The 16,330-nt window shown below is 40.5% G+C and carries 27 protein-coding genes; 16 read left to right on the top strand and 11 right to left on the bottom strand.

The genetic code is table 11. The annotated features are described in order from the left end of the window. Positions 1-59: 59 nt before the first annotated feature. The 4 genes from AC3ISE_RS13495 (at position 60) to AC3ISE_RS13480 (ending at position 2,298) form a co-directional block, all read left to right on the top strand. Positions 60-203, top strand: coding sequence for a hypothetical protein (locus AC3ISE_RS13495; RefSeq protein WP_165970872.1), 144 nt, complete (start codon positions 60-62; stop codon positions 201-203). 119 nt (positions 204-322) lie between these two features. Then, on the top strand, positions 323-1,219 hold the full coding sequence (locus AC3ISE_RS13490) for a 5'-3' exonuclease (protein ID WP_489221392.1): 897 nt from the start codon (positions 323-325) through the stop codon (positions 1,217-1,219). Between the two features lie 67 nt (positions 1,220-1,286). After that, entirely contained in the window at positions 1,287-1,949 is a 663-nt protein-coding gene (locus AC3ISE_RS13485) for an oxidoreductase (protein WP_489221391.1), read from the top strand. Positions 1,950-2,022: 73 nt separating this feature from the next. After that, the gene (locus AC3ISE_RS13480) at positions 2,023-2,298 is read left to right on the top strand and encodes a DUF6123 family protein (RefSeq protein ID WP_489221390.1); all 276 of its coding nucleotides are present in this window, start codon (positions 2,023-2,025) and stop codon (positions 2,296-2,298) included. 155 nt (positions 2,299-2,453) lie between these two features. On the opposite strand, the gene AC3ISE_RS13475 is transcribed toward AC3ISE_RS13480, so the two are convergent. From AC3ISE_RS13475 to AC3ISE_RS13465, 3 genes are read right to left on the bottom strand one after another with little or no spacing between them, the layout of a single operon-like run. Next, positions 2,454-3,356 (bottom strand): DMT family transporter, encoded by a 903-nt coding sequence (locus tag AC3ISE_RS13475; protein WP_489221389.1) that lies wholly within the window; start codon positions 3,354-3,356, stop codon positions 2,454-2,456. Next, complete coding sequence (locus AC3ISE_RS13470) at positions 3,353-3,754, bottom strand: reverse transcriptase-like protein (protein ID WP_309194111.1); 402 nt, start codon at positions 3,752-3,754, stop codon at positions 3,353-3,355. Before AC3ISE_RS13470 ends, AC3ISE_RS13475 begins: the two co-directional genes overlap by 4 nt. Before the next feature lie 14 nt (positions 3,755-3,768). Then, entirely contained in the window at positions 3,769-4,446 is a 678-nt protein-coding gene (locus AC3ISE_RS13465) for a queuosine precursor transporter (RefSeq protein ID WP_489221388.1), read from the bottom strand. Between the two features lie 172 nt (positions 4,447-4,618). Here AC3ISE_RS13465 and AC3ISE_RS13460 point away from each other — a divergent pair, with 172 nt between their 5' ends. Together AC3ISE_RS13460 and AC3ISE_RS13455 are read left to right on the top strand one after the other, a co-directional pair. Then, positions 4,619-5,284: a reverse transcriptase-like protein gene (locus AC3ISE_RS13460; protein ID WP_489221387.1), complete on the top strand. Its 666-nt coding sequence runs from the start codon at positions 4,619-4,621 to the stop codon at positions 5,282-5,284. Between the two features lie 5 nt (positions 5,285-5,289). Beyond that, complete coding sequence (locus AC3ISE_RS13455) at positions 5,290-5,475, top strand: zinc-finger domain-containing protein (protein ID WP_375142571.1); 186 nt, start codon at positions 5,290-5,292, stop codon at positions 5,473-5,475. 45 nt (positions 5,476-5,520) lie between these two features. Here the strand turns inward: AC3ISE_RS13455 and AC3ISE_RS13450 are convergent, their stop codons facing one another. Further along, entirely contained in the window at positions 5,521-5,787 is a 267-nt protein-coding gene (locus AC3ISE_RS13450) for a DUF2564 family protein (RefSeq protein ID WP_223436123.1), read from the bottom strand. 212 nt (positions 5,788-5,999) lie between these two features. On the opposite strand from AC3ISE_RS13450, the gene AC3ISE_RS13445 reads away from it, so the two are divergent. Next, positions 6,000-6,206, top strand: coding sequence for a hypothetical protein (locus AC3ISE_RS13445; protein ID WP_133310429.1), 207 nt, complete (start codon positions 6,000-6,002; stop codon positions 6,204-6,206). Between the two features lie 56 nt (positions 6,207-6,262). Here the strand turns inward: AC3ISE_RS13445 and cspD are convergent, their stop codons facing one another. After that, the gene (gene cspD / locus AC3ISE_RS13440) at positions 6,263-6,463 is read right to left on the bottom strand and encodes a cold-shock protein CspD (protein ID WP_029280415.1); all 201 of its coding nucleotides are present in this window, start codon (positions 6,461-6,463) and stop codon (positions 6,263-6,265) included. A gap of 238 nt (positions 6,464-6,701) precedes the next feature. Between cspD and AC3ISE_RS13435 the strand changes: the two genes are divergently transcribed. From AC3ISE_RS13435 to AC3ISE_RS13425, 3 genes are all read left to right on the top strand, one after another. Continuing rightward, the gene (locus AC3ISE_RS13435) at positions 6,702-6,953 is read left to right on the top strand and encodes a hypothetical protein (protein ID WP_489221386.1); all 252 of its coding nucleotides are present in this window, start codon (positions 6,702-6,704) and stop codon (positions 6,951-6,953) included. A 76-nt stretch (positions 6,954-7,029) separates the two neighbouring features. Further along, positions 7,030-7,296, top strand: a complete 267-nt coding sequence (locus AC3ISE_RS13430; RefSeq protein ID WP_489221385.1) for a phosphocarrier protein HPr — start codon at positions 7,030-7,032, stop codon at positions 7,294-7,296. Positions 7,297-7,375: 79 nt separating this feature from the next. After that, on the top strand, positions 7,376-7,564 hold the full coding sequence (locus tag AC3ISE_RS13425; RefSeq protein ID WP_489221384.1) for a hypothetical protein: 189 nt from the start codon (positions 7,376-7,378) through the stop codon (positions 7,562-7,564). A gap of 107 nt (positions 7,565-7,671) precedes the next feature. Here the strand turns inward: AC3ISE_RS13425 and AC3ISE_RS13420 are convergent, their stop codons facing one another. The 3 genes from AC3ISE_RS13420 to AC3ISE_RS13410 are packed head-to-tail and all read right to left on the bottom strand — an operon-like array spanning position 7,672 to position 8,244. Continuing rightward, entirely contained in the window at positions 7,672-7,827 is a 156-nt protein-coding gene (locus AC3ISE_RS13420) for a hypothetical protein (protein ID WP_165970873.1), read from the bottom strand. Positions 7,828-7,859: 32 nt separating this feature from the next. Further along, positions 7,860-8,045, bottom strand: coding sequence for a DUF3892 domain-containing protein (locus AC3ISE_RS13415; protein ID WP_489224336.1), 186 nt, complete (start codon positions 8,043-8,045; stop codon positions 7,860-7,862). A 43-nt stretch (positions 8,046-8,088) separates the two neighbouring features. Next, positions 8,089-8,244, bottom strand: a complete 156-nt coding sequence (locus AC3ISE_RS13410; RefSeq protein WP_489221383.1) for a hypothetical protein — start codon at positions 8,242-8,244, stop codon at positions 8,089-8,091. A 119-nt stretch (positions 8,245-8,363) separates the two neighbouring features. Here AC3ISE_RS13410 and AC3ISE_RS13405 point away from each other — a divergent pair, with 119 nt between their 5' ends. The 3 genes from AC3ISE_RS13405 to AC3ISE_RS13395 all read left to right on the top strand — a co-directional run bounded on the left by AC3ISE_RS13405 (position 8,364) and on the right by AC3ISE_RS13395 (position 10,021). Further along, positions 8,364-9,062: a class I SAM-dependent methyltransferase gene (locus AC3ISE_RS13405; RefSeq protein WP_489221382.1), complete on the top strand. Its 699-nt coding sequence runs from the start codon at positions 8,364-8,366 to the stop codon at positions 9,060-9,062. Continuing rightward, positions 9,059-9,754, top strand: a complete 696-nt coding sequence (locus AC3ISE_RS13400) for an AIM24 family protein (protein ID WP_489221381.1) — start codon at positions 9,059-9,061, stop codon at positions 9,752-9,754. Before AC3ISE_RS13405 ends, AC3ISE_RS13400 begins: the two co-directional genes overlap by 4 nt. Positions 9,755-9,844: 90 nt before the next feature. After that, the gene (locus AC3ISE_RS13395; RefSeq protein ID WP_489221380.1) at positions 9,845-10,021 is read left to right on the top strand and encodes a hypothetical protein; all 177 of its coding nucleotides are present in this window, start codon (positions 9,845-9,847) and stop codon (positions 10,019-10,021) included. A gap of 206 nt (positions 10,022-10,227) precedes the next feature. Here AC3ISE_RS13395 and AC3ISE_RS13390 read toward each other — a convergent pair whose 3' ends face one another. From AC3ISE_RS13390 to metA, 3 genes are all read right to left on the bottom strand, one after another. Beyond that, entirely contained in the window at positions 10,228-11,241 is a 1,014-nt protein-coding gene (locus tag AC3ISE_RS13390) for a metal-dependent hydrolase (protein WP_489221379.1), read from the bottom strand. 53 nt (positions 11,242-11,294) lie between these two features. Then, complete coding sequence (locus AC3ISE_RS13385) at positions 11,295-12,440, bottom strand: diglucosyl diacylglycerol synthase (protein ID WP_489221378.1); 1,146 nt, start codon at positions 12,438-12,440, stop codon at positions 11,295-11,297. 162 nt (positions 12,441-12,602) lie between these two features. Continuing rightward, on the bottom strand, positions 12,603-13,511 hold the full coding sequence (gene metA / locus AC3ISE_RS13380) for a homoserine O-acetyltransferase MetA (protein WP_489221377.1): 909 nt from the start codon (positions 13,509-13,511) through the stop codon (positions 12,603-12,605). A 131-nt stretch (positions 13,512-13,642) separates the two neighbouring features. Between metA and AC3ISE_RS13375 the strand changes: the two genes are divergently transcribed. The 3 genes from AC3ISE_RS13375 to AC3ISE_RS13365 are packed head-to-tail and all read left to right on the top strand — an operon-like array spanning position 13,643 to position 16,316. Further along, positions 13,643-15,328 (top strand): formate--tetrahydrofolate ligase, encoded by a 1,686-nt coding sequence (locus AC3ISE_RS13375; RefSeq protein WP_489221376.1) that lies wholly within the window; start codon positions 13,643-13,645, stop codon positions 15,326-15,328. Further along, complete coding sequence (locus tag AC3ISE_RS13370) at positions 15,328-15,831, top strand: hypothetical protein (protein ID WP_489221375.1); 504 nt, start codon at positions 15,328-15,330, stop codon at positions 15,829-15,831. The genes AC3ISE_RS13375 and AC3ISE_RS13370 overlap by 1 nt, the downstream gene beginning before the upstream one ends. Continuing rightward, positions 15,831-16,316, top strand: a complete 486-nt coding sequence (locus AC3ISE_RS13365) for a glutathione peroxidase (protein WP_489221374.1) — start codon at positions 15,831-15,833, stop codon at positions 16,314-16,316. Before AC3ISE_RS13370 ends, AC3ISE_RS13365 begins: the two co-directional genes overlap by 1 nt. Positions 16,317-16,330: the final 14 nt, after the last annotated feature.

The following is a 16,330-nucleotide window of genomic DNA, read 5'->3' as shown; positions in this document are numbered from 1 at the left end:
TAATCAGACCTGCTTAATGGAAAACCTAAGACTAACACAACTGAAAAGAGGTGTTAAAAATGGGCAGAACAAAAAGCGGAAATGCAAATGCACAGCGCAACAACAATGAAAAAAAGAAAAATGGCTTTAATGAAGAATTCGCTTCTTATGCAGAAACAGAAGTGAAAAAAATGAACAGCAAAAAGAAAAAGGATTCTAACTAGATAGATTAAGGCCTTCACAAATGTGGAGGTCTTTTTCATGTTTTTCCCTTTCAGCCTTCCGTCCTTAATATGATATGATAGAGGTACTTGAATTTTTTAGATAGGGGATCAGATAATAGATGAATAATAAACAGCATTTATTAATTGTAGATGGCATGGCGCTTCTTTTTAGAGCCTTTTATGCAACATCTGTATACGGCAATTTTATGATTAACAGCAAAGGCGTTCCAACTAATGCGGTGAACGGCTTCTTAAAGCATTTACTGGCATCCGTTAAACATTTTAACCCGAGTCATGTGATTTGCTGCTGGGATATGGGAAGCAAAACGTACCGTTCGGAATTGTTTGATCACTATAAAGCAAACCGTCCGGAAGCTCCAGTTGAAATGCTTCCGCAATTTGACTTAGCTAAAGAAGTAGTTGAGGCTTTAAACATCCCGAATATTGGTCTTGCAGGCTATGAGGCAGACGATTGCATCGGTACTCTTGCGAAACTGTACGGAGGTGAGATGAATGTCTCCATCCTGACTGGTGACCGTGATCTGCTGCAGTTATTAACGGAGGATGTACAGGTTGTTCTTATGCAAAAAGGGATTGGCCAGTATAAAGTCTATACACACGACTTTTTTACAGAAGAGACAGGCATTCTTCCAGCTCATCTGATCGATGTAAAAGGACTGATGGGAGACAGCAGTGATAACTATCCTGGCGTAAAAGGCATTGGTGAAAAAACCGCCTATAAATTGATTGCGAAATACAAGTCCATTGAAGGCCTGCTCAGCAGCCTGGAAGAGCTGACCAAAGCGCAGCGTTCTAAGATTGAACAAGATCTTGAAATGCTTCATTTGTCACGAAGACTTGCTGAGATTACGTGCGATGTGCCAGTTGAGTGCGCGCTTGATGAAGCTATTTTGAATGTTGAACATAACCGGGCTGTTCAGATGATTGAGGAACTGGAACTCAGAGGGCTGCACACATTTTTATCAGATGCCCTGGCAGTGAGAGAGGCAATGTGACCTCTCTTTTTTTGATTAATGGCTCTAATTCCTTTATGATTCTAATTATAAGATTGGAGTGGCGATCATGAAGAAAGCATTGATTATCGGAGCAACTGGCTTGATCGGGACCGAATTGCTCAGCCTCCTGCTTGTATCTAAGCAGTACTCAGAAGTGAAGACGATTACAAGAAAACCATTAACACATGAAAATACCAAACATAAAAATACCGTAATTTCTGATTTCGATCATTTATCTGATTACGGCAGTGAATTTGCCGCAGATGAATTATTTATTTGTTTAGGCACCACGATGAAGCAGGCAAAATCAAAGGAAGCATTTTATAAAGTCGATTTTGAATACGCAGTGGAAGCTGCCCGGCTGGCTAAACAGCATGGCGTTAGAAAAGTCCTTGCTGTCTCAGCTATCGGAGCAGATTGCGATTCAATGTTTTACTATAATCGTGTAAAAGGACAAATGGAGGATGCCTTAAGGAACATGGGTCTGCCCTCGGTCATATTGTTCAGGCCGTCTCTGCTGCTCGGTGACAGGGAAGACTTCCGTTATGGAGAAAAGATGGGTGAATGGATAGCTAAAAGTTTTGGATTCCTTTTTATCGGAAAATTAAAAATAATGAAGCCGATCCATGCAAAAACAGTGGCTAAAGCAATGGTAAAAGAAGCTCAAAATAAAGATCCGCTCGTTATCACGTTTCAATCAGATGAAATTCATGAAATTGGCTATTACTAATCAGTATAGAAATTTTTTCACCCATCAGCTAAAATTAGGATGGATGAAACTTTACACCTAAGGCGGGGTCTGCTTGCTACATACGAAACAGTCGGTTACAGATTATTTGCTGCATTTAAAAGATAAAGGATTTCAGCTGAAGGAAGATGCTCTTGGCTTTATCGAGTTCGGCAAACATTATACAGGTGCTGAAGATGAGCTTGTCATTGCTGCAATCGAGCTGACATTAAAAGCACAGAAGGAATTTGACGGCTCATTTTTTGTCTCCCTTTTAGAAAGACTGACAAAAGAAAAGGCAAAAAACCACAGACAGGCAATTCTTGTGGCGCAAAAATTGAATTTGATCTAATTTATATGGCGGAAGCTTGGTCAGCTCTAACCCGAAAAAGTCTGCATTTTATTTTATTTCCGGAGCCGTTCTAACCGGGAAGTTAGGCGCTTCCGCTTTCCATCATCGCACACAAAACTTTATTTTTAAAAAAATCTCGGGGCTCCCGAGATTTTTTATGTGGAAAGAGATTCTTCTGTTTTGTCCTGCTTCCATTCAGCTGTAAGCATGGCCGCCAAAATAAGCAGACAGCCGGTCATGCCGTACACGGTCAGCCGCTCGCCAATGAAAATAAAAGCGGTTAAAGCAGCGAATACAGGCTCTGAGGCATAGATGAGAGCAACTCTTGAGGCTGTTGTGTATTGCTGAAGCTTTGTTTGAACGAAAAAGGCGAAAGCAGTTGCAAATAGAGCTGTAACAATAAGCGCAAACAGAACTTCAAATGTAAACATGCTGCTGAAATTTTCTTTAACGGTTGAAGCTTCAAATAATCCGAATGAAAAAAAACTCAAAAAAGAGACCGTCCCAAGCTGAACAATCGTCAGCATCCAAGCATCATGACTGCCTGAAAACTTTCCGGTAAAGATAATATGAAGAGCAAACGCAGCAGCACAGAAGAAAACAAGCAAATCCCCAATATTCAGAGAGGAAAAATCACTCAGGGTTAAAAGGTATAAGCCGGCAGTTCCAAGTGCCGCTGCAAAATAAACTGTTTTTCTTGCCCGTTCCCTAAGCAGCCGAATCGACAAAAGAGGAACGATCATAACACTTAAACCCGTAATAAATCCGGCTTTTGAAGAAGTCGTATATAACAGCCCAACAGTTTGAAAGGCGTATCCTAAGAACAAAAAGACGCCAAGCGATATTCCCGCAAGCAATGTTTCTTTTGAAAGACGAAAACGGGTTACTCTTAAACTTATCATCGTAAGGATAACTGCAGCCGCAAAAAAACGGACGCCATTAAAAAAATGCGGCGGCATAAATTGAATGGCTTTTTGAACAATAACAAAGGTAGAACCCCAAATAAGAGCAACAAGCAGGAGACTTAGATCAGCAGCGGAAGATTTTTTGAGCTTCATCTTTTATTTTCTCCGTTCATCCGAATAGCAGCTCTTGATAACTGGTCCGCTACGCTGTTTTGTTTGCTTGGAATCCACTTTATAAAAAAGAGCTCAAATTGATTTTTTAAGCTCAAAACCTTCTCAAGAAGCGGGACAAAAGCTGGATTTTTCACATATTCTTTTTCAACTGCCCGTTCGACAAGCTGTGAATCCGTTCTGACTGAAATAATCGTAAAACCTTTCTCTAGACAAATTTCCAGACTTTTTATTAGCGCATGGTATTCCGCTTCATGATTTGTCATGATGCCAAGAGGAACGGAAAACTGTTCCCCTTTGCCGTGGCCTTTAATGAAAATACCGGCTCCGGAAGGTCCTGGATCACCAGCACTGGCCCCGTCTATATATACTTCGATCATCTAGTTTACACTCCTTACTCATGGGGCTTCATTTTTTTAGCTAAATAGGCGAAAGGTGTATCAATAATCGCCACAACAAACTTAATCAAATAGGTTGTAATAAAAATTTGGATCCACACTGAAAATGGGTAGACGCCAAGAAACGCGATAGAAGTGAAAATTAGTGTGTCAATCAATTGGCTGATCATCGTGCTGCCATTATTGCGAACCCAAAGCAATCGGTCAGAAGGAAATTTCTTTCTGATAAACGAATAAATAGAAACATCCGCATATTGACTGATGATAAATGCAGCAAGACTTCCAAGAGCTATGCGTGGAATGAGGCCGAAAATCGTTTCCAGTGCACCTTGTGCAAAATCAGTCTCGTCAGGCTTGAACAAAAGAACACCCTGCATGATGACAGTTAAAGAGATTAACGTTGCAAATCCGAGCCATACTGCTTTTTTGGCTTCTTTCTCTCCATATTTTTCATTTAATATGTCAGTTACTAAGAAAGCTGTCCCATACATGATATTCCCCATCGTTGCGGTCAAACCAAAGATTTCAATGGTTTTGACAACCTGCAGATTGGCAACAACCGTTGAAAAGCCGACCCAGACAAACAATCCGCTTTTTCCGAACAGTTTATAAAATAAAAGAACAATGATAAAATTGATTAACGCAAAACCAAGCCACAATACTTCATTTGGCATACAATCTGTCTCCTTGCTTATATGTTTAGTAAGGCTGCTTTAGTATAGGCTGTTTTTGAGTCAGCAAGCGGCCATGTTAATTACCGAATATGATTATAGCACAGTGAATACATTTGATGGTATGAGCAAAACTACTGCATATAGAGCTCATCCGATTTAGGGAGTGGAACAGGTGAAATATTTAATAAAATGGATGTACAGCAGCCCGAAGAAAAAGAACATGTTTTTCACATCTGATGATGAAACAGATCTTGATTCAGCCATTTTGATTGGTGATGATCTCGAAAAAACAGGCAGGGTGAAATCAATAGAATTTATTGATACACGAGGGACTCCATGGTCTCTTAAAGAATTAAAGAAATTAAAATTGGAAGTTGTGCATGAGCCTTCCGATGTTGAAGCTTATTTTGACGGCAACTACAATAAACAAACAAAAGAAGCAGGCCTTGGCGCTGTCATCTACTACACATTAAACGAGAAACGGATAAGAATGAGATTCAGTGCAAAAGCAGAAGAGGCAGCATCCAACAATGAAGCAGAATACATGGCTGTTTACTTTCTGGTGCAAAAGCTTGAAGAGCTCGGCGTCCGCTATCAGGATGTAACATTTAAAGGAGATTCGCAAGTCGTGCTCAACCAGATCTCTGGGGAGTGGCCCGTATATGAAGAAGCGTACACCGTCTGGCTTGATAGAATTGAAGCAGCCCTGAAAAAAATGAAAGTGCGCCCAATATGCATGCCAATTGCCCGCAAAGAAAATGAAGAAGCTGATAAGCTTGCAGGTCAAGGGTTAAAAGGAATAACAATTGCGAGTGAATGGAAGCTTGACAGTGATTGATGGAGATGAATGAATTGGAGAAAAAACAAGTTGTTTGTGAGATTGACCAGCTTCTGGACACTTATTGCACAGATTGTTTGTTGAAAAAGCATTTTCGCAAAGAATACGGTAAAAAGTATGCACATTCATTCTGTATTGAAGAATGCACGGTCGGTCAAAAAATTAAAGAATACGGCAAAAAGCTAATATGAAAATCCGCTGACAATTTGATTCAGCGGATTTTTTATGTTGTTTGCTTATTGCTTAGCCTCGTTCAGCTGGTGTTCACATTGCAGCAGAAGTTCATTCTGATTGCTGAGAAAGTCTTGGTCGACTCCTGTATCGCCAGCGGTCTGATAGATTGCTTTTGCATCCTGCAGTGCTTTTTCCGCGTTTTGAATGGCCTCAGGGTCCATGCTCATCGTTGCTGATCCAGTCATTTTTTGTGCTGCTGCTACAGCCATTTCCAATTGTTTAAGATTATTAAAGCCGCTGATAAGGCCGGTATGATTAATCTGATCCATGTTCGTCACCTCCACTTACTTATCGTTCGACATCTTTCTTAAAATATACATCGGAAAAATGAGTCTAAAGAAACAAAAGGAATTTTCAGAATAAATAAACATTCGTTAAAAAGAAGGGTTTTTGTTCCTTATAACAGAAATATGTAGAATAGAACATAAAATTGAATCTTTTAGACTAGGCGGATGGCGTGGAAGGGAGGAAAGAGTATTTCATGAGAACCAAGGTCAGCATTAATGAAGACGTAAAAAATGCATTTTATGAAATATATGGAGATTTAGACATGCTGCTGTTTATGGCGAAGAATGGAAATGTCTTTAATCAATATGAAGTAAACAGAATCGAAAAAAAATTGAAGCAGAATATTAAGGCAGTGGAATACTTAATGATCAGCCAGGATTTCACGAAAGAAAGAGGCTGAGATAGCTCAGCCTCTTTCTTGCATCGTATATGATCAAATATAATGTACGTTTGTAATTATAATTTCACAACGTTAGCTGCTTGTGGTCCACGGTTGCCTTCAACGATTTCAAAAGAAACTTCCTGGCCTTCTTCTAAAGACTTGTAGCCGTCTCCTTCGATAGCTGAGAAATGTACAAATACATCGTCTCCGCCTTCAACTTCGATAAAACCGAAACCTTTTTCGTTGTTGAACCATTTTACTTTACCGTTTTGCATAGTACTTTATCCTCCTAATACTGTAGCACAAGGTGTTGCTACCTGGAAATATTTATCATGCAGCAAATATGTATGCGCAAACATTGTTTGATAAAACAATGTCTCACCAACTATTAGCTAAATGATGATTTTAATATACACTATTGAAAATTTGTCGTCAAGTTACCTATAGCTTTTTATTGAAATTTCAGATATTTTAAATATAGGGTGGAATAACTTGTAAAGGGATGTGGGAAACGTGTACAAAACAAGCATTGGAGATAAGCAGGTTATTTTTAAAAAAGACCGCAAAATGAGTGATGAGCGTTTTCTGCTTGCATGCCGTCAGCTTGAGGCACTGGAGTCCATACTCGATTTTGAGCGTGAACGGATCATTCTGATTAAAGACCCGCTTGAAAATACGATTATTCTTGAAAAAAAGAGCACAGAAACGTGCACCATCTATCTTCACAGCTACATCCTTCACGAAGAAATCATCAAGCTTGCCTGACTCAAAAAAACAGTTTTCTTTTATCGGAAAACGATTATAATATTGTTTATTAACAATTTGAGAGGGGAAGTAAGCAATGGTACAAAAATCATTTGAAATTACAAGTCAATCTGGAATCCACGCACGTCCGGCGACTTCATTAGTCAATGCAGTCAACTCCTTCACAGCTGATGTAAACTTAGAAGCAAACGGCCGGAAAGTAAACTTAAAATCAATCATGGGCGTCATGTCCCTTGGCATCTCTAAAGGAACAACAATTGTCGTTTCAGCAGAAGGCAGCGATGCGAAAGACGCGATTGAAGCTGTAGAACGTGTCATCATAGCAGAACAATTAGGCGCATAAGTCTTGCAGAAAATCTCCTTAAAAAGGGAGATTTTTTTTATTGCCTGAGGGGATGATAACATAGAATGGAGGCGGGCACATGACACGGAAAAACGATAAATCCTCATATCTTGGCAGTGAAGAAACATCGAGGGCAAACGAGCAAATAAATGAAGCCTTTTATGATAACGGCGACAAGATGCAAGTACCTCTTTATATGAATAATGAAACAGCTGCCATTACAATTGACAGAGGCAGAAATGAAAAGGAATTTGATAAAGAAGATTAAAAATTGCAGGCACTGTCTGCAGTTTTTTTATTGCGGGGATGTGGCAGAACAAAAGTTATCCGACTCCTTCAAACTAATAAACCAGCTGCTCAGGCAGCCGGCTGCATTCACTTCTCTGAAGTTTTCGATTTTTGATCTTTGTTCCGTTTGTTTCCTTTGCTGTTATCGCCAGAAATGATTTCTTGGCCGAATTCTTCCTGGAAATGTCCTTTTCTAGGGGAATTGCCGTTTTCGCTGCCGCCTTTATTAAATTTCTTTGTCATGATGATTTCCTCCTAAAATGGTGGTAATGAATCTAGGTTATTTGCTTATTGTGATCCGGGTTGCTCCGAATATACATCTCTCCGTCTTTTCCTTTAAAGGTATTTACACCTTCTATAGCACCTTTGTCGATTTCCATCAGTGCTTCAGGGTAGGAGAGGGTTCTTCCTGCTGATGTTTTAAATGAGACGAGATCTCCGTCTCCGTTTTTTTGTCGTATAGGAAATTATAAAAGGAAATAGGGTGTGGATAATGAAATAAGGTTATCTCCGTCCAGCTCCAGCGCCTAGATCCTCGGTCAGAACGAATCCAACAAAAAAGTCAAACCCGGACTTTTCTGTCGGATTCTTATCTGCCTGTCGGATCTGACCAAGGCGCTTCCGCTTTTGTTCTGCAGCCACAAAAGATTCTTTTTCCATCTTCAGCACCCCTTTCTATTTTAGTATTCATTCTTGCCGCGCAATTCATCCTCAGAAAAGGATTTTCACAGGTTTTTCTAGAAATAGTAGAAGATGATTAAAGATGGAGCTGATTAGAATTGAAGAATACATATAATTGGGAAAAAGAAGCTGAAAAGAAGTGGGATGAGCGTGCTGCGTTCTGGAATAAAGGAAGCAAGGAGATGTGGGATTCGGGAAGCAGGAGCTCCGTTGTGCCATTTTTCACGAAGTATGTGAAACCGGAAGCTGAAGTGATTGACATTGGCTGCGGAGACGGATACGGTTCGTTTCTTTTGATGAAAGAGGGCCTGAAGGTTACTGGAGTCGACCTGTCTCCTGAGATGATTAAGCTCGCAAAGAAGCATGAAGTAGAAGGAAAGCTTTCATTTATTCAGGCGAATATGATGGAGCTTCCATTTAAGGATGAAACAGCGGATGCGCTGCTGACGATCAATTGCATCGAGTGGACAGAGAATCCATTAGCGGCATTAAGCGAATTAAAGCGAGTGGTAAAAGCGGATGGTTTTTTATGCATAGCAATTTTAGGTCCCACGGCTCACCCTCGGACGAACAGCTATGACCGGCTTTACGGAAAACCTGTCATATGCAACACAATGATGCCTTGGGAATTTGAAAAATTGGCGCTTGAAAACGGATGGGAATTGACTGGAAGTCAAGGCGTTTACAAACGAGGCGTTACAAAAGAAATGATAGAAGTACTGTCGCCAGAATTAAAACAGTCCCTTTCATTTCTATGGCTGTTTATGCTTCAAAAGAAAGAAGGAGAGATCAAATGAACCGATATTCGATTGAAGAGTTTGTTGAAAAGACTGAGCAGCAGGATAAAGGGCAGGGCTTATTTGAACTTGAGACAGAGAGGCTGCTTGAGATCAATCTGAATGGACAGATTTGGGCGAAATCAGGGGCGATGATATCTTACAGAGGGCAAATTAAATATGAAAGGGAAGGCATTCTTGAACATGGAATCGGCAAGATGTTCAAAAAAGCGTTTACTGGAGAAGGCACCTCATTAATGAAGGCAACCGGGAATGGAAAGCTGTATTTAGCAGATCAAGGGAAAAAGATTTCGATTTTGAACCTTAATGGTGAAGAATTATATGTGAATGGAAATGATTTGCTTGCATTTGAACCATCTATTTCGTGGGATATTAAAATGATGAGAAAAATCGCAGGTATGCTCTCAGGAGGCTTATTTAATGTCAAGCTTGAAGGAAGAGGGCTTATTGCCATTACCTCTCATTATGAGCCGTTGACTCTGATTGTGAAGCCGGGGGTTCCAGTATATACAGATCCAAATGCAACGGTTGCATGGTCCGGCAGTTTAACTCCGGAATTTGTAACCGACATTTCTTTGAAAACGATACTTGGGCGCGGCAGCGGAGAATCTATTCAAATGAAGTTTGCAGGAGAGGGCTTCGTAGTCGTCCAGCCGTTCGAAGAGGTGTATTTCAGAGAAACGACAAGCTGACGGGAGAAATGCTTTGTTCATTCTTTTCTCCTGTCCTAAAAAATCATGGAAGCTATGGTATAATAGGGATATGATGAAAGGAAGTGCTGAATGAAGAGCAATGCCAGCAAGTTTCAAAATGGTGAATCAGTCCAAATTGTGAAAACAGGGGAAAGCGTCACTATCATGCAGTCAAAATATATAAAAAATATGAACCGTTACTCTTACATTCTGAAGGAATACCCATCAACCTTTTATTTCGAAGAAGAATTAAACAAAGATCAATAAAAAAAGGATGACTATTAACGCACTCTGCGTTCATTAGGTCATCCTTTGTTTTTTGTATCGATGGTGTGCCCTATAATTGTTCCAGAAGGTAACAGAGGGTGTCAAAGCAAGTCTTTGGTTATCAAAAATAGAAATCAAAAACGGGTAAAAAATTGCTGCGCAATCTATACCCGTTTTTCATCTGTATTTTTTTCAGTACCTAATACTTAAGCTTCCAATTGTTTCTTACCAGCGTTCTCATGCGATAGCAGTTTGCTTTTAAACTGATCTGCCTGATGGAACCACCCCGTGCATGATCCGAGAATCTGCCCGTTTTTAGTCATTTGACAGACGGCCATATAGGGGTAATGGTTTTTAGTGCGAAATCTCAAATCAAAAAAGCGAATCTCATATCCAGAAGGGATTGGAAGAACAACAGTATGAACGTGCTTGGAATTTTTTAAAAAGTGGACAACATTTTCATCCTTTTTTGCTTTATCTATGATATAGGCGTCCCGATCTGACTTTTCGAAAGAATGAATCCATTTCATTTCCTTATTGCGCAGCTCTCCTACATCAAAGGATGAGTCTGTTTCAGAAACGATATGCCAGACAGACCAGCGGATTGTTGGAATGATTGTCACTGAATCATTTCCTTCTGATTCCTTTTTGACCATAGCCAATACTCTTCTGGAACTGAAAAATCGCTCTAATAGATAGAGAATAATCATTAAATAAACCAACAGGAAAACCATCCCTGGATCACCTGTCAACCCCCACAAAGCAAATCCCAATAGATGCGAAAATACGATTAGCGGGTCAAACAGCGGAATGAAATTCAATGAAAGCCATTTTTTCGTAAAGGGTCTCGCTGCCTGAGTGCCGTATGCGTTAAAAATATCAAAGATGACATGCAGTATGACAGCTAAGAAAATCCAGACTGTTAAATGAATCAGCTCTAGTATTGTGAGATTAAAATGAAAAAGATAGATAATAGCTGTTAACAATCCTGTCCACATAAACCATGCAGGGATAGAATGTGACAGTCCGCGGTGATGCTCTGTATACATGCCATTTCCTTTAAACAGCCTGATTCCGTAATCAAAATCAGGAGCATTCGATCCAAGGACAGTTCCGATTAAAACGGCAGAAGCAAGCTCCGGTTGAGCAGCGACTGCAGGGTCTATAAAAGCAAGACCGGCAAGGCCAAATCCCATCGTAATATGTGTGCTCGTATCCATACAGTTGACCTCCAGGATTCAATTCCCCTTCATCCTGAAAGCCGCAAGTTCTTTTACTGAGCTTTAATATATTTTTTCTCTTTAAAGACAGCAGCCTCTTTTACGATATCTTCCATAATTGTAAGAGAGGAATGCGGATGATGCAGCCGTTTAATATTCCGCTTCATTTTGCGCAGCTTTTTGTCATCCTGAAGGAGGGTGCTGACAGCATCGTATACTTCTTCAGAACGGTTTACGACAAGTGCAGCTTCGTTTTCCTGGAAAAAGAGCGCGTTTTCCTTTTCCTGTCCAGGGACAGGTTTATATAGAATGACCGGCACACCGACTGCCGCTGCTTCGCTTAGGGTGATTCCGCCTGGTTTTGTTACCATGCAGGAAGCGATTCGGAACAATTCATCTACGCGTTCAACATATCCCAGAAGTTTTAAGTTCTCCTTGTTCTTTCCGGTTATGCTTTCAAGACTTTCTTTTAATGCAGTGTTGTTTCCGCAGACAACAACTGTCTGCAGGTTTTTGTCTGATAAGAACGATTCGCACAGCTCTTTGACATTTTTCAAAACTCCGTGCGCACCGGCCATGACCAGCAGTGTTTTTTTGGCTGGATCTAAATTGTATTTTCTATAAATGGCCTTTTCATTTAAATTTTCTTCAAACTGAGAGCGGATTGGAATGCCTGTTACCTTAACGGCTGCAGGATGAATGCCAAGGCTCATGACTTTTTCTTTTACTCTTTTGCTTGCAACATAATATTTGTCAATGTTTTTATGAACCCATATTTTATGAAGGCAAAAATCTGTGAGAACATTGAAAGTCGGGATGATATTTCCCGTGCGCCTGCGGTATTCAGGCACGACAATGATCGGAAACGTGTTAATAATGATGTCCGGCTGCTCTTTTTCGATCAGCTCATGCAGTCTTTTGTTGCCAAGCTTAAAATAAAGAGTAAGAAGCTTCTTGTTGTAAATTTTGTCTACGCCGTAGTAAAACATGCGGTAAAATTGCTTTCCGATTGTAAAGCTTTTTAAATAGAGGTATTGAGTGATCTCTGTAAATACAGGATTTGATTCTGCATATAAATCGGACACCACCACTTCCTCTATACCCAAGTCCTGGCATTGCTTTACAAGTGTTTTTGAGACTTGAACATGTCCATTTCCGTACTTTGCAGTTAAGATCAGCACTTTTGGTTTTTTTAACAACGCATTCACCTCAAATTTAATCTGAAAAACAAAGAAACATGATTAACTACGATCAGCGTATCATATGAATATTTAAGAAATATAAAGATTACATAAAATTTAAATTAAATTCCGCTTAATTTTAACAAAATAATCCAATTGTTGTAAGCTTTATTTTCAAGTTCATTCCCATTCGTAAGGTGTTTCCTGGTAGACGCAATAATTCAGCCAGTTGGCAAATAAGAGATGCGCATGGGATTTCCATTTCTGGACAGGCTTTCTCTCCGGATCATTATCCGGAAAATAGGAAAGCGGGACGGCGGTATTCATCCCTTTAGCCAGGTCGCGTTCATATTCCTCTTTCAGCGTAAGCAAATCGTATTCCGGATGACCTGTTAGAAAAACTTGCTTCGCATCCTTTGAAGAGACTAGACAGACTCCGGCTTCAGCAGATTCACTGATAATCTCAAGTGCTTCAACTGCTTCGATATCTTGTCTCTTTATATCCGTATGCCGGGAATGCGGCACATAGTATTGATCATCGAAGCCTCTGACAATTTTTACAGAACTATTACAAATATCATGCTTGAAAACACCGAAGCATTTTTCCTTCAGACTATATTTATTTACGCCGTAATGATAGTAAAGTCCTGCTTGTGCACCCCAGCATATATGCAGCGTGGAAGTGACATTCTGGTTTGTCCATGCAAAAATCTCTTTGAGTTCTTCCCAGTAGGACACTTCTTCAAATTCCAGATGCTCAATCGGGGCACCTGTGATGATCATTCCGTCAAATTTTTTGTGGCGGATTTTATTAAACGTCGTATAAAACTGCTGAAGATGCTGCTGCTTTTCTGTTTTTGAGACGTGCGTTTCCGGGCGCAAAAAGGTAATGTTCAGCTGCAGCGGCGAGTTTCCGAGAAGGCGCAATAATTGCACCTCTGTTTTTTGTTTTTCGGGCATAATATTTAAAATCACGATATTTAAAGGCCTGATGTCCTGCTGATAGGCTCTGGCATCATCCATGATGAAGATGTTTTCTTTTTCAAGAATTTCTTTTGCGGGAAGGTCAGCTGGAATATTAATAGGCATGAAAGAACCTCAACTTTCTTTATCAATCTGAGTTTTCTCTATTATAGAAAGTTTAGAATAATAATTCAATTTGCTTTTGTGTTACAATTGTGCGTGAAATCTATATTTAAAAGCAGAAAGTAGGGCGCTGTGTGTTAAAAATAAAACATAAATCAGACATCGAAATCGCTCAGGAAGCACCAATCAAGCCGATCCAGGAGATTTGCGGCGGTCTTGATATTCTAGAAGATGAAATTGAATATTACGGAAAATACAAAGCAAAAATATCTTTGGAATTTTTTAATCGGGTGAAAACAAAACCTGACGGAAAAGTCATTTTGGTGACGGCTATTAATCCCACACCTGCAGGAGAAGGGAAATCGACTGTAACCGTTGGACTTGGCCAGGCCCTTAATCTGCTGAAGAAAAAAGCCGTCATTGCGATGAGGGAGCCGTCACTCGGTCCAACAATGGGCATTAAAGGCGGAGCTGCTGGAGGCGGGTACTCACAAGTCATTCCCATGGAAGAGATCAACCTGCATTTTACAGGTGACATACACGCAATCACGACAGCTAATAATGCACTGGCAGCACTGATAGACAATCATATTCATCAAGGAAACGAATGCTCGCTTGATCCGCGAAGAATCACCTGGAAAAGGGTTCTGGATTTAAATGACCGTGCCCTTAGAAATGTAGTTATTGGCCTTGGCGGACCGGCAAATGGAACACCAAGGGAAGATCATTTCGACATAACCGTAGCCTCTGAAATCATGGCTATTCTTTGTCTTGCCTCTGACCTTGATGATTTAAATAATAGACTTTCTAAAATTGTTGTTGGCTTTTCTTATGAGCGAGAGCCAGTAACAGTCGGTGATATGGGATACGAAGGAGCTTTGACTCTATTATTGAAAGACGCCCTGAAACCTAATCTTGTTCAAACGCTTGAACATACGCCGGCGATTATACATGGTGGCCCATTTGCAAACATTGCCCACGGCTGCAATAGCCTTCTCGGCACAAAAATGGCTTCAAAGCTCGGTGACTATGTTGTGACAGAAGCAGGATTCGGAGCTGATCTCGGAGCAGAGAAATTCCTTCATATTAAAACGCGGGCTGGAGAATTTTCACCTGCAGCGGTTGTCATTGTCGCAACAGTAAGAGCTTTAAAAATGCATGGAGGCGTGCCGAAAGACAAGCTTGGAATCTCAAATAAAGATGCCATGCTTGCAGGTGCAGAAAATCTTGCGAAGCATATTGAATCGATTGAAAGCTTTGGACTTCCTTATGTTGTAGCGGTTAATCGTTTTGTGTCAGACTCAGAGGAAGAAACGGATGCTCTCATGAAGTGGTGCGAGGAGCATGCTCATCCTGCAGCTCTTACGGAGGTTTGGGAAAAAGGCGGTGCAGGCGGAATAGAGCTTGCAGAAAAGGTGCTTGAAACAATCGGGCATACGGATAATCACTTCGATTACTTATATGATTTAAATGACAGCATTAAGGATAAAATTGAAAAAGTTGCTAAATCTGTTTATGGAGCTAAAGGCGTTGATTTTTCTTCAAAGGCACTGAAGCAAGTAAAAGAATTTGAACAGTATGGATGGTCAAATTTGCCGATATGCATGGCGAAAACGCAATACTCCCTTTCAGATCAGCCTGAGCTTCTTGGCAGGCCGAAGGATTTTACACTGACAATCCGGGAACTGAAGCCATCAATTGGTGCGGGATTCCTGGTTTGTTTAACAGGAGATATTATGACAATGCCCGGTCTGCCGAAAAAACCGGCTGCGCTTTCAATGAGTGTAGATGAAAACGGCAAGCCAAGAGGACTGTTTTGATGTTTGATCCGACTGCTTTTGATAACTTAAAGGTCGTCCTGGAAGGGGCGATTTACGATGCTGATCTTGGCGGAGTCATTACCGTAATAGACCGAAAGGATTTAGTGGATCTTGCCGCCATGTCAAGATGCTACAAAAATACGTTTCAATTAAAAGAAGGAAAAAAAGCAGCTTCCGCTGAATTTCATCTATTGATGAATGTGTCACAATTATCCGGTGAACTGTTAAAAACCGCTGCAGTTCCCGGGTGTGAAGTGATTTTATTCTTCCATGCCCGGACACCTGAAGATGAGACGTATATTAAATCAATCATTGAAGATCATTGGTGCGTTCATCAAGAGGTAACACACAGGATTTCATACGGAGTCCCGTTTGAGGTCTATCATCATACATTTGAAGTGCAATTCAACCGGCTTATCGGGGAAGAACAGATAGATGACTTAATCGCTATGGCTGATCATGCCATCGATACCCTTGAAAAAATAGATGAAGGAGCAAAGTGATGAGTATTTATGACATGAAAATGAAAACCATAAACGGCGCGGAGCAATCTATGAGTTCCTATAAAGGAAAGGTTCTTGTTATTGTGAACACAGCAAGCAAATGCGGCTTCACTCCGCAATATAAGGGACTGCAGGAGCTTTATGAACGCTATCAATCTGAAGGGCTTGAAATCTTGGGTTTTCCTTGCAACCAGTTTATGAGCCAGGAGCCGGGAGACGAAGAAGAAATCAAAAGCTTCTGTGAAATAAATTACGGAGTAACATTTCCGATGTTTGCAAAGGTTGATGTAAACGGCTCTGATGCCCATCCGCTTTTTACACACTTAACAAGCGAGGCGCCTGGTCTCTTGGGTTCAAAAGCTGTGAAGTGGAACTTCACGAAATTTCTAGTAGATCGAAATGGTAAAGCAGTTGAAAGGTTTTCGCCAAATACAGACCCTAAAGAATTGGAAGAGAAAATTCAGCAGCTGTTAAAAGAAGCATAAGCTGACTGAAGTGC

The sequence above is a fragment of the Metabacillus sp. KH_069 genome (genome assembly GCF_057838075.1).
The sequence above is the reverse complement of the archived record's forward strand: the minus strand, read 5'-3'. Positions and strand labels throughout refer to the sequence as shown.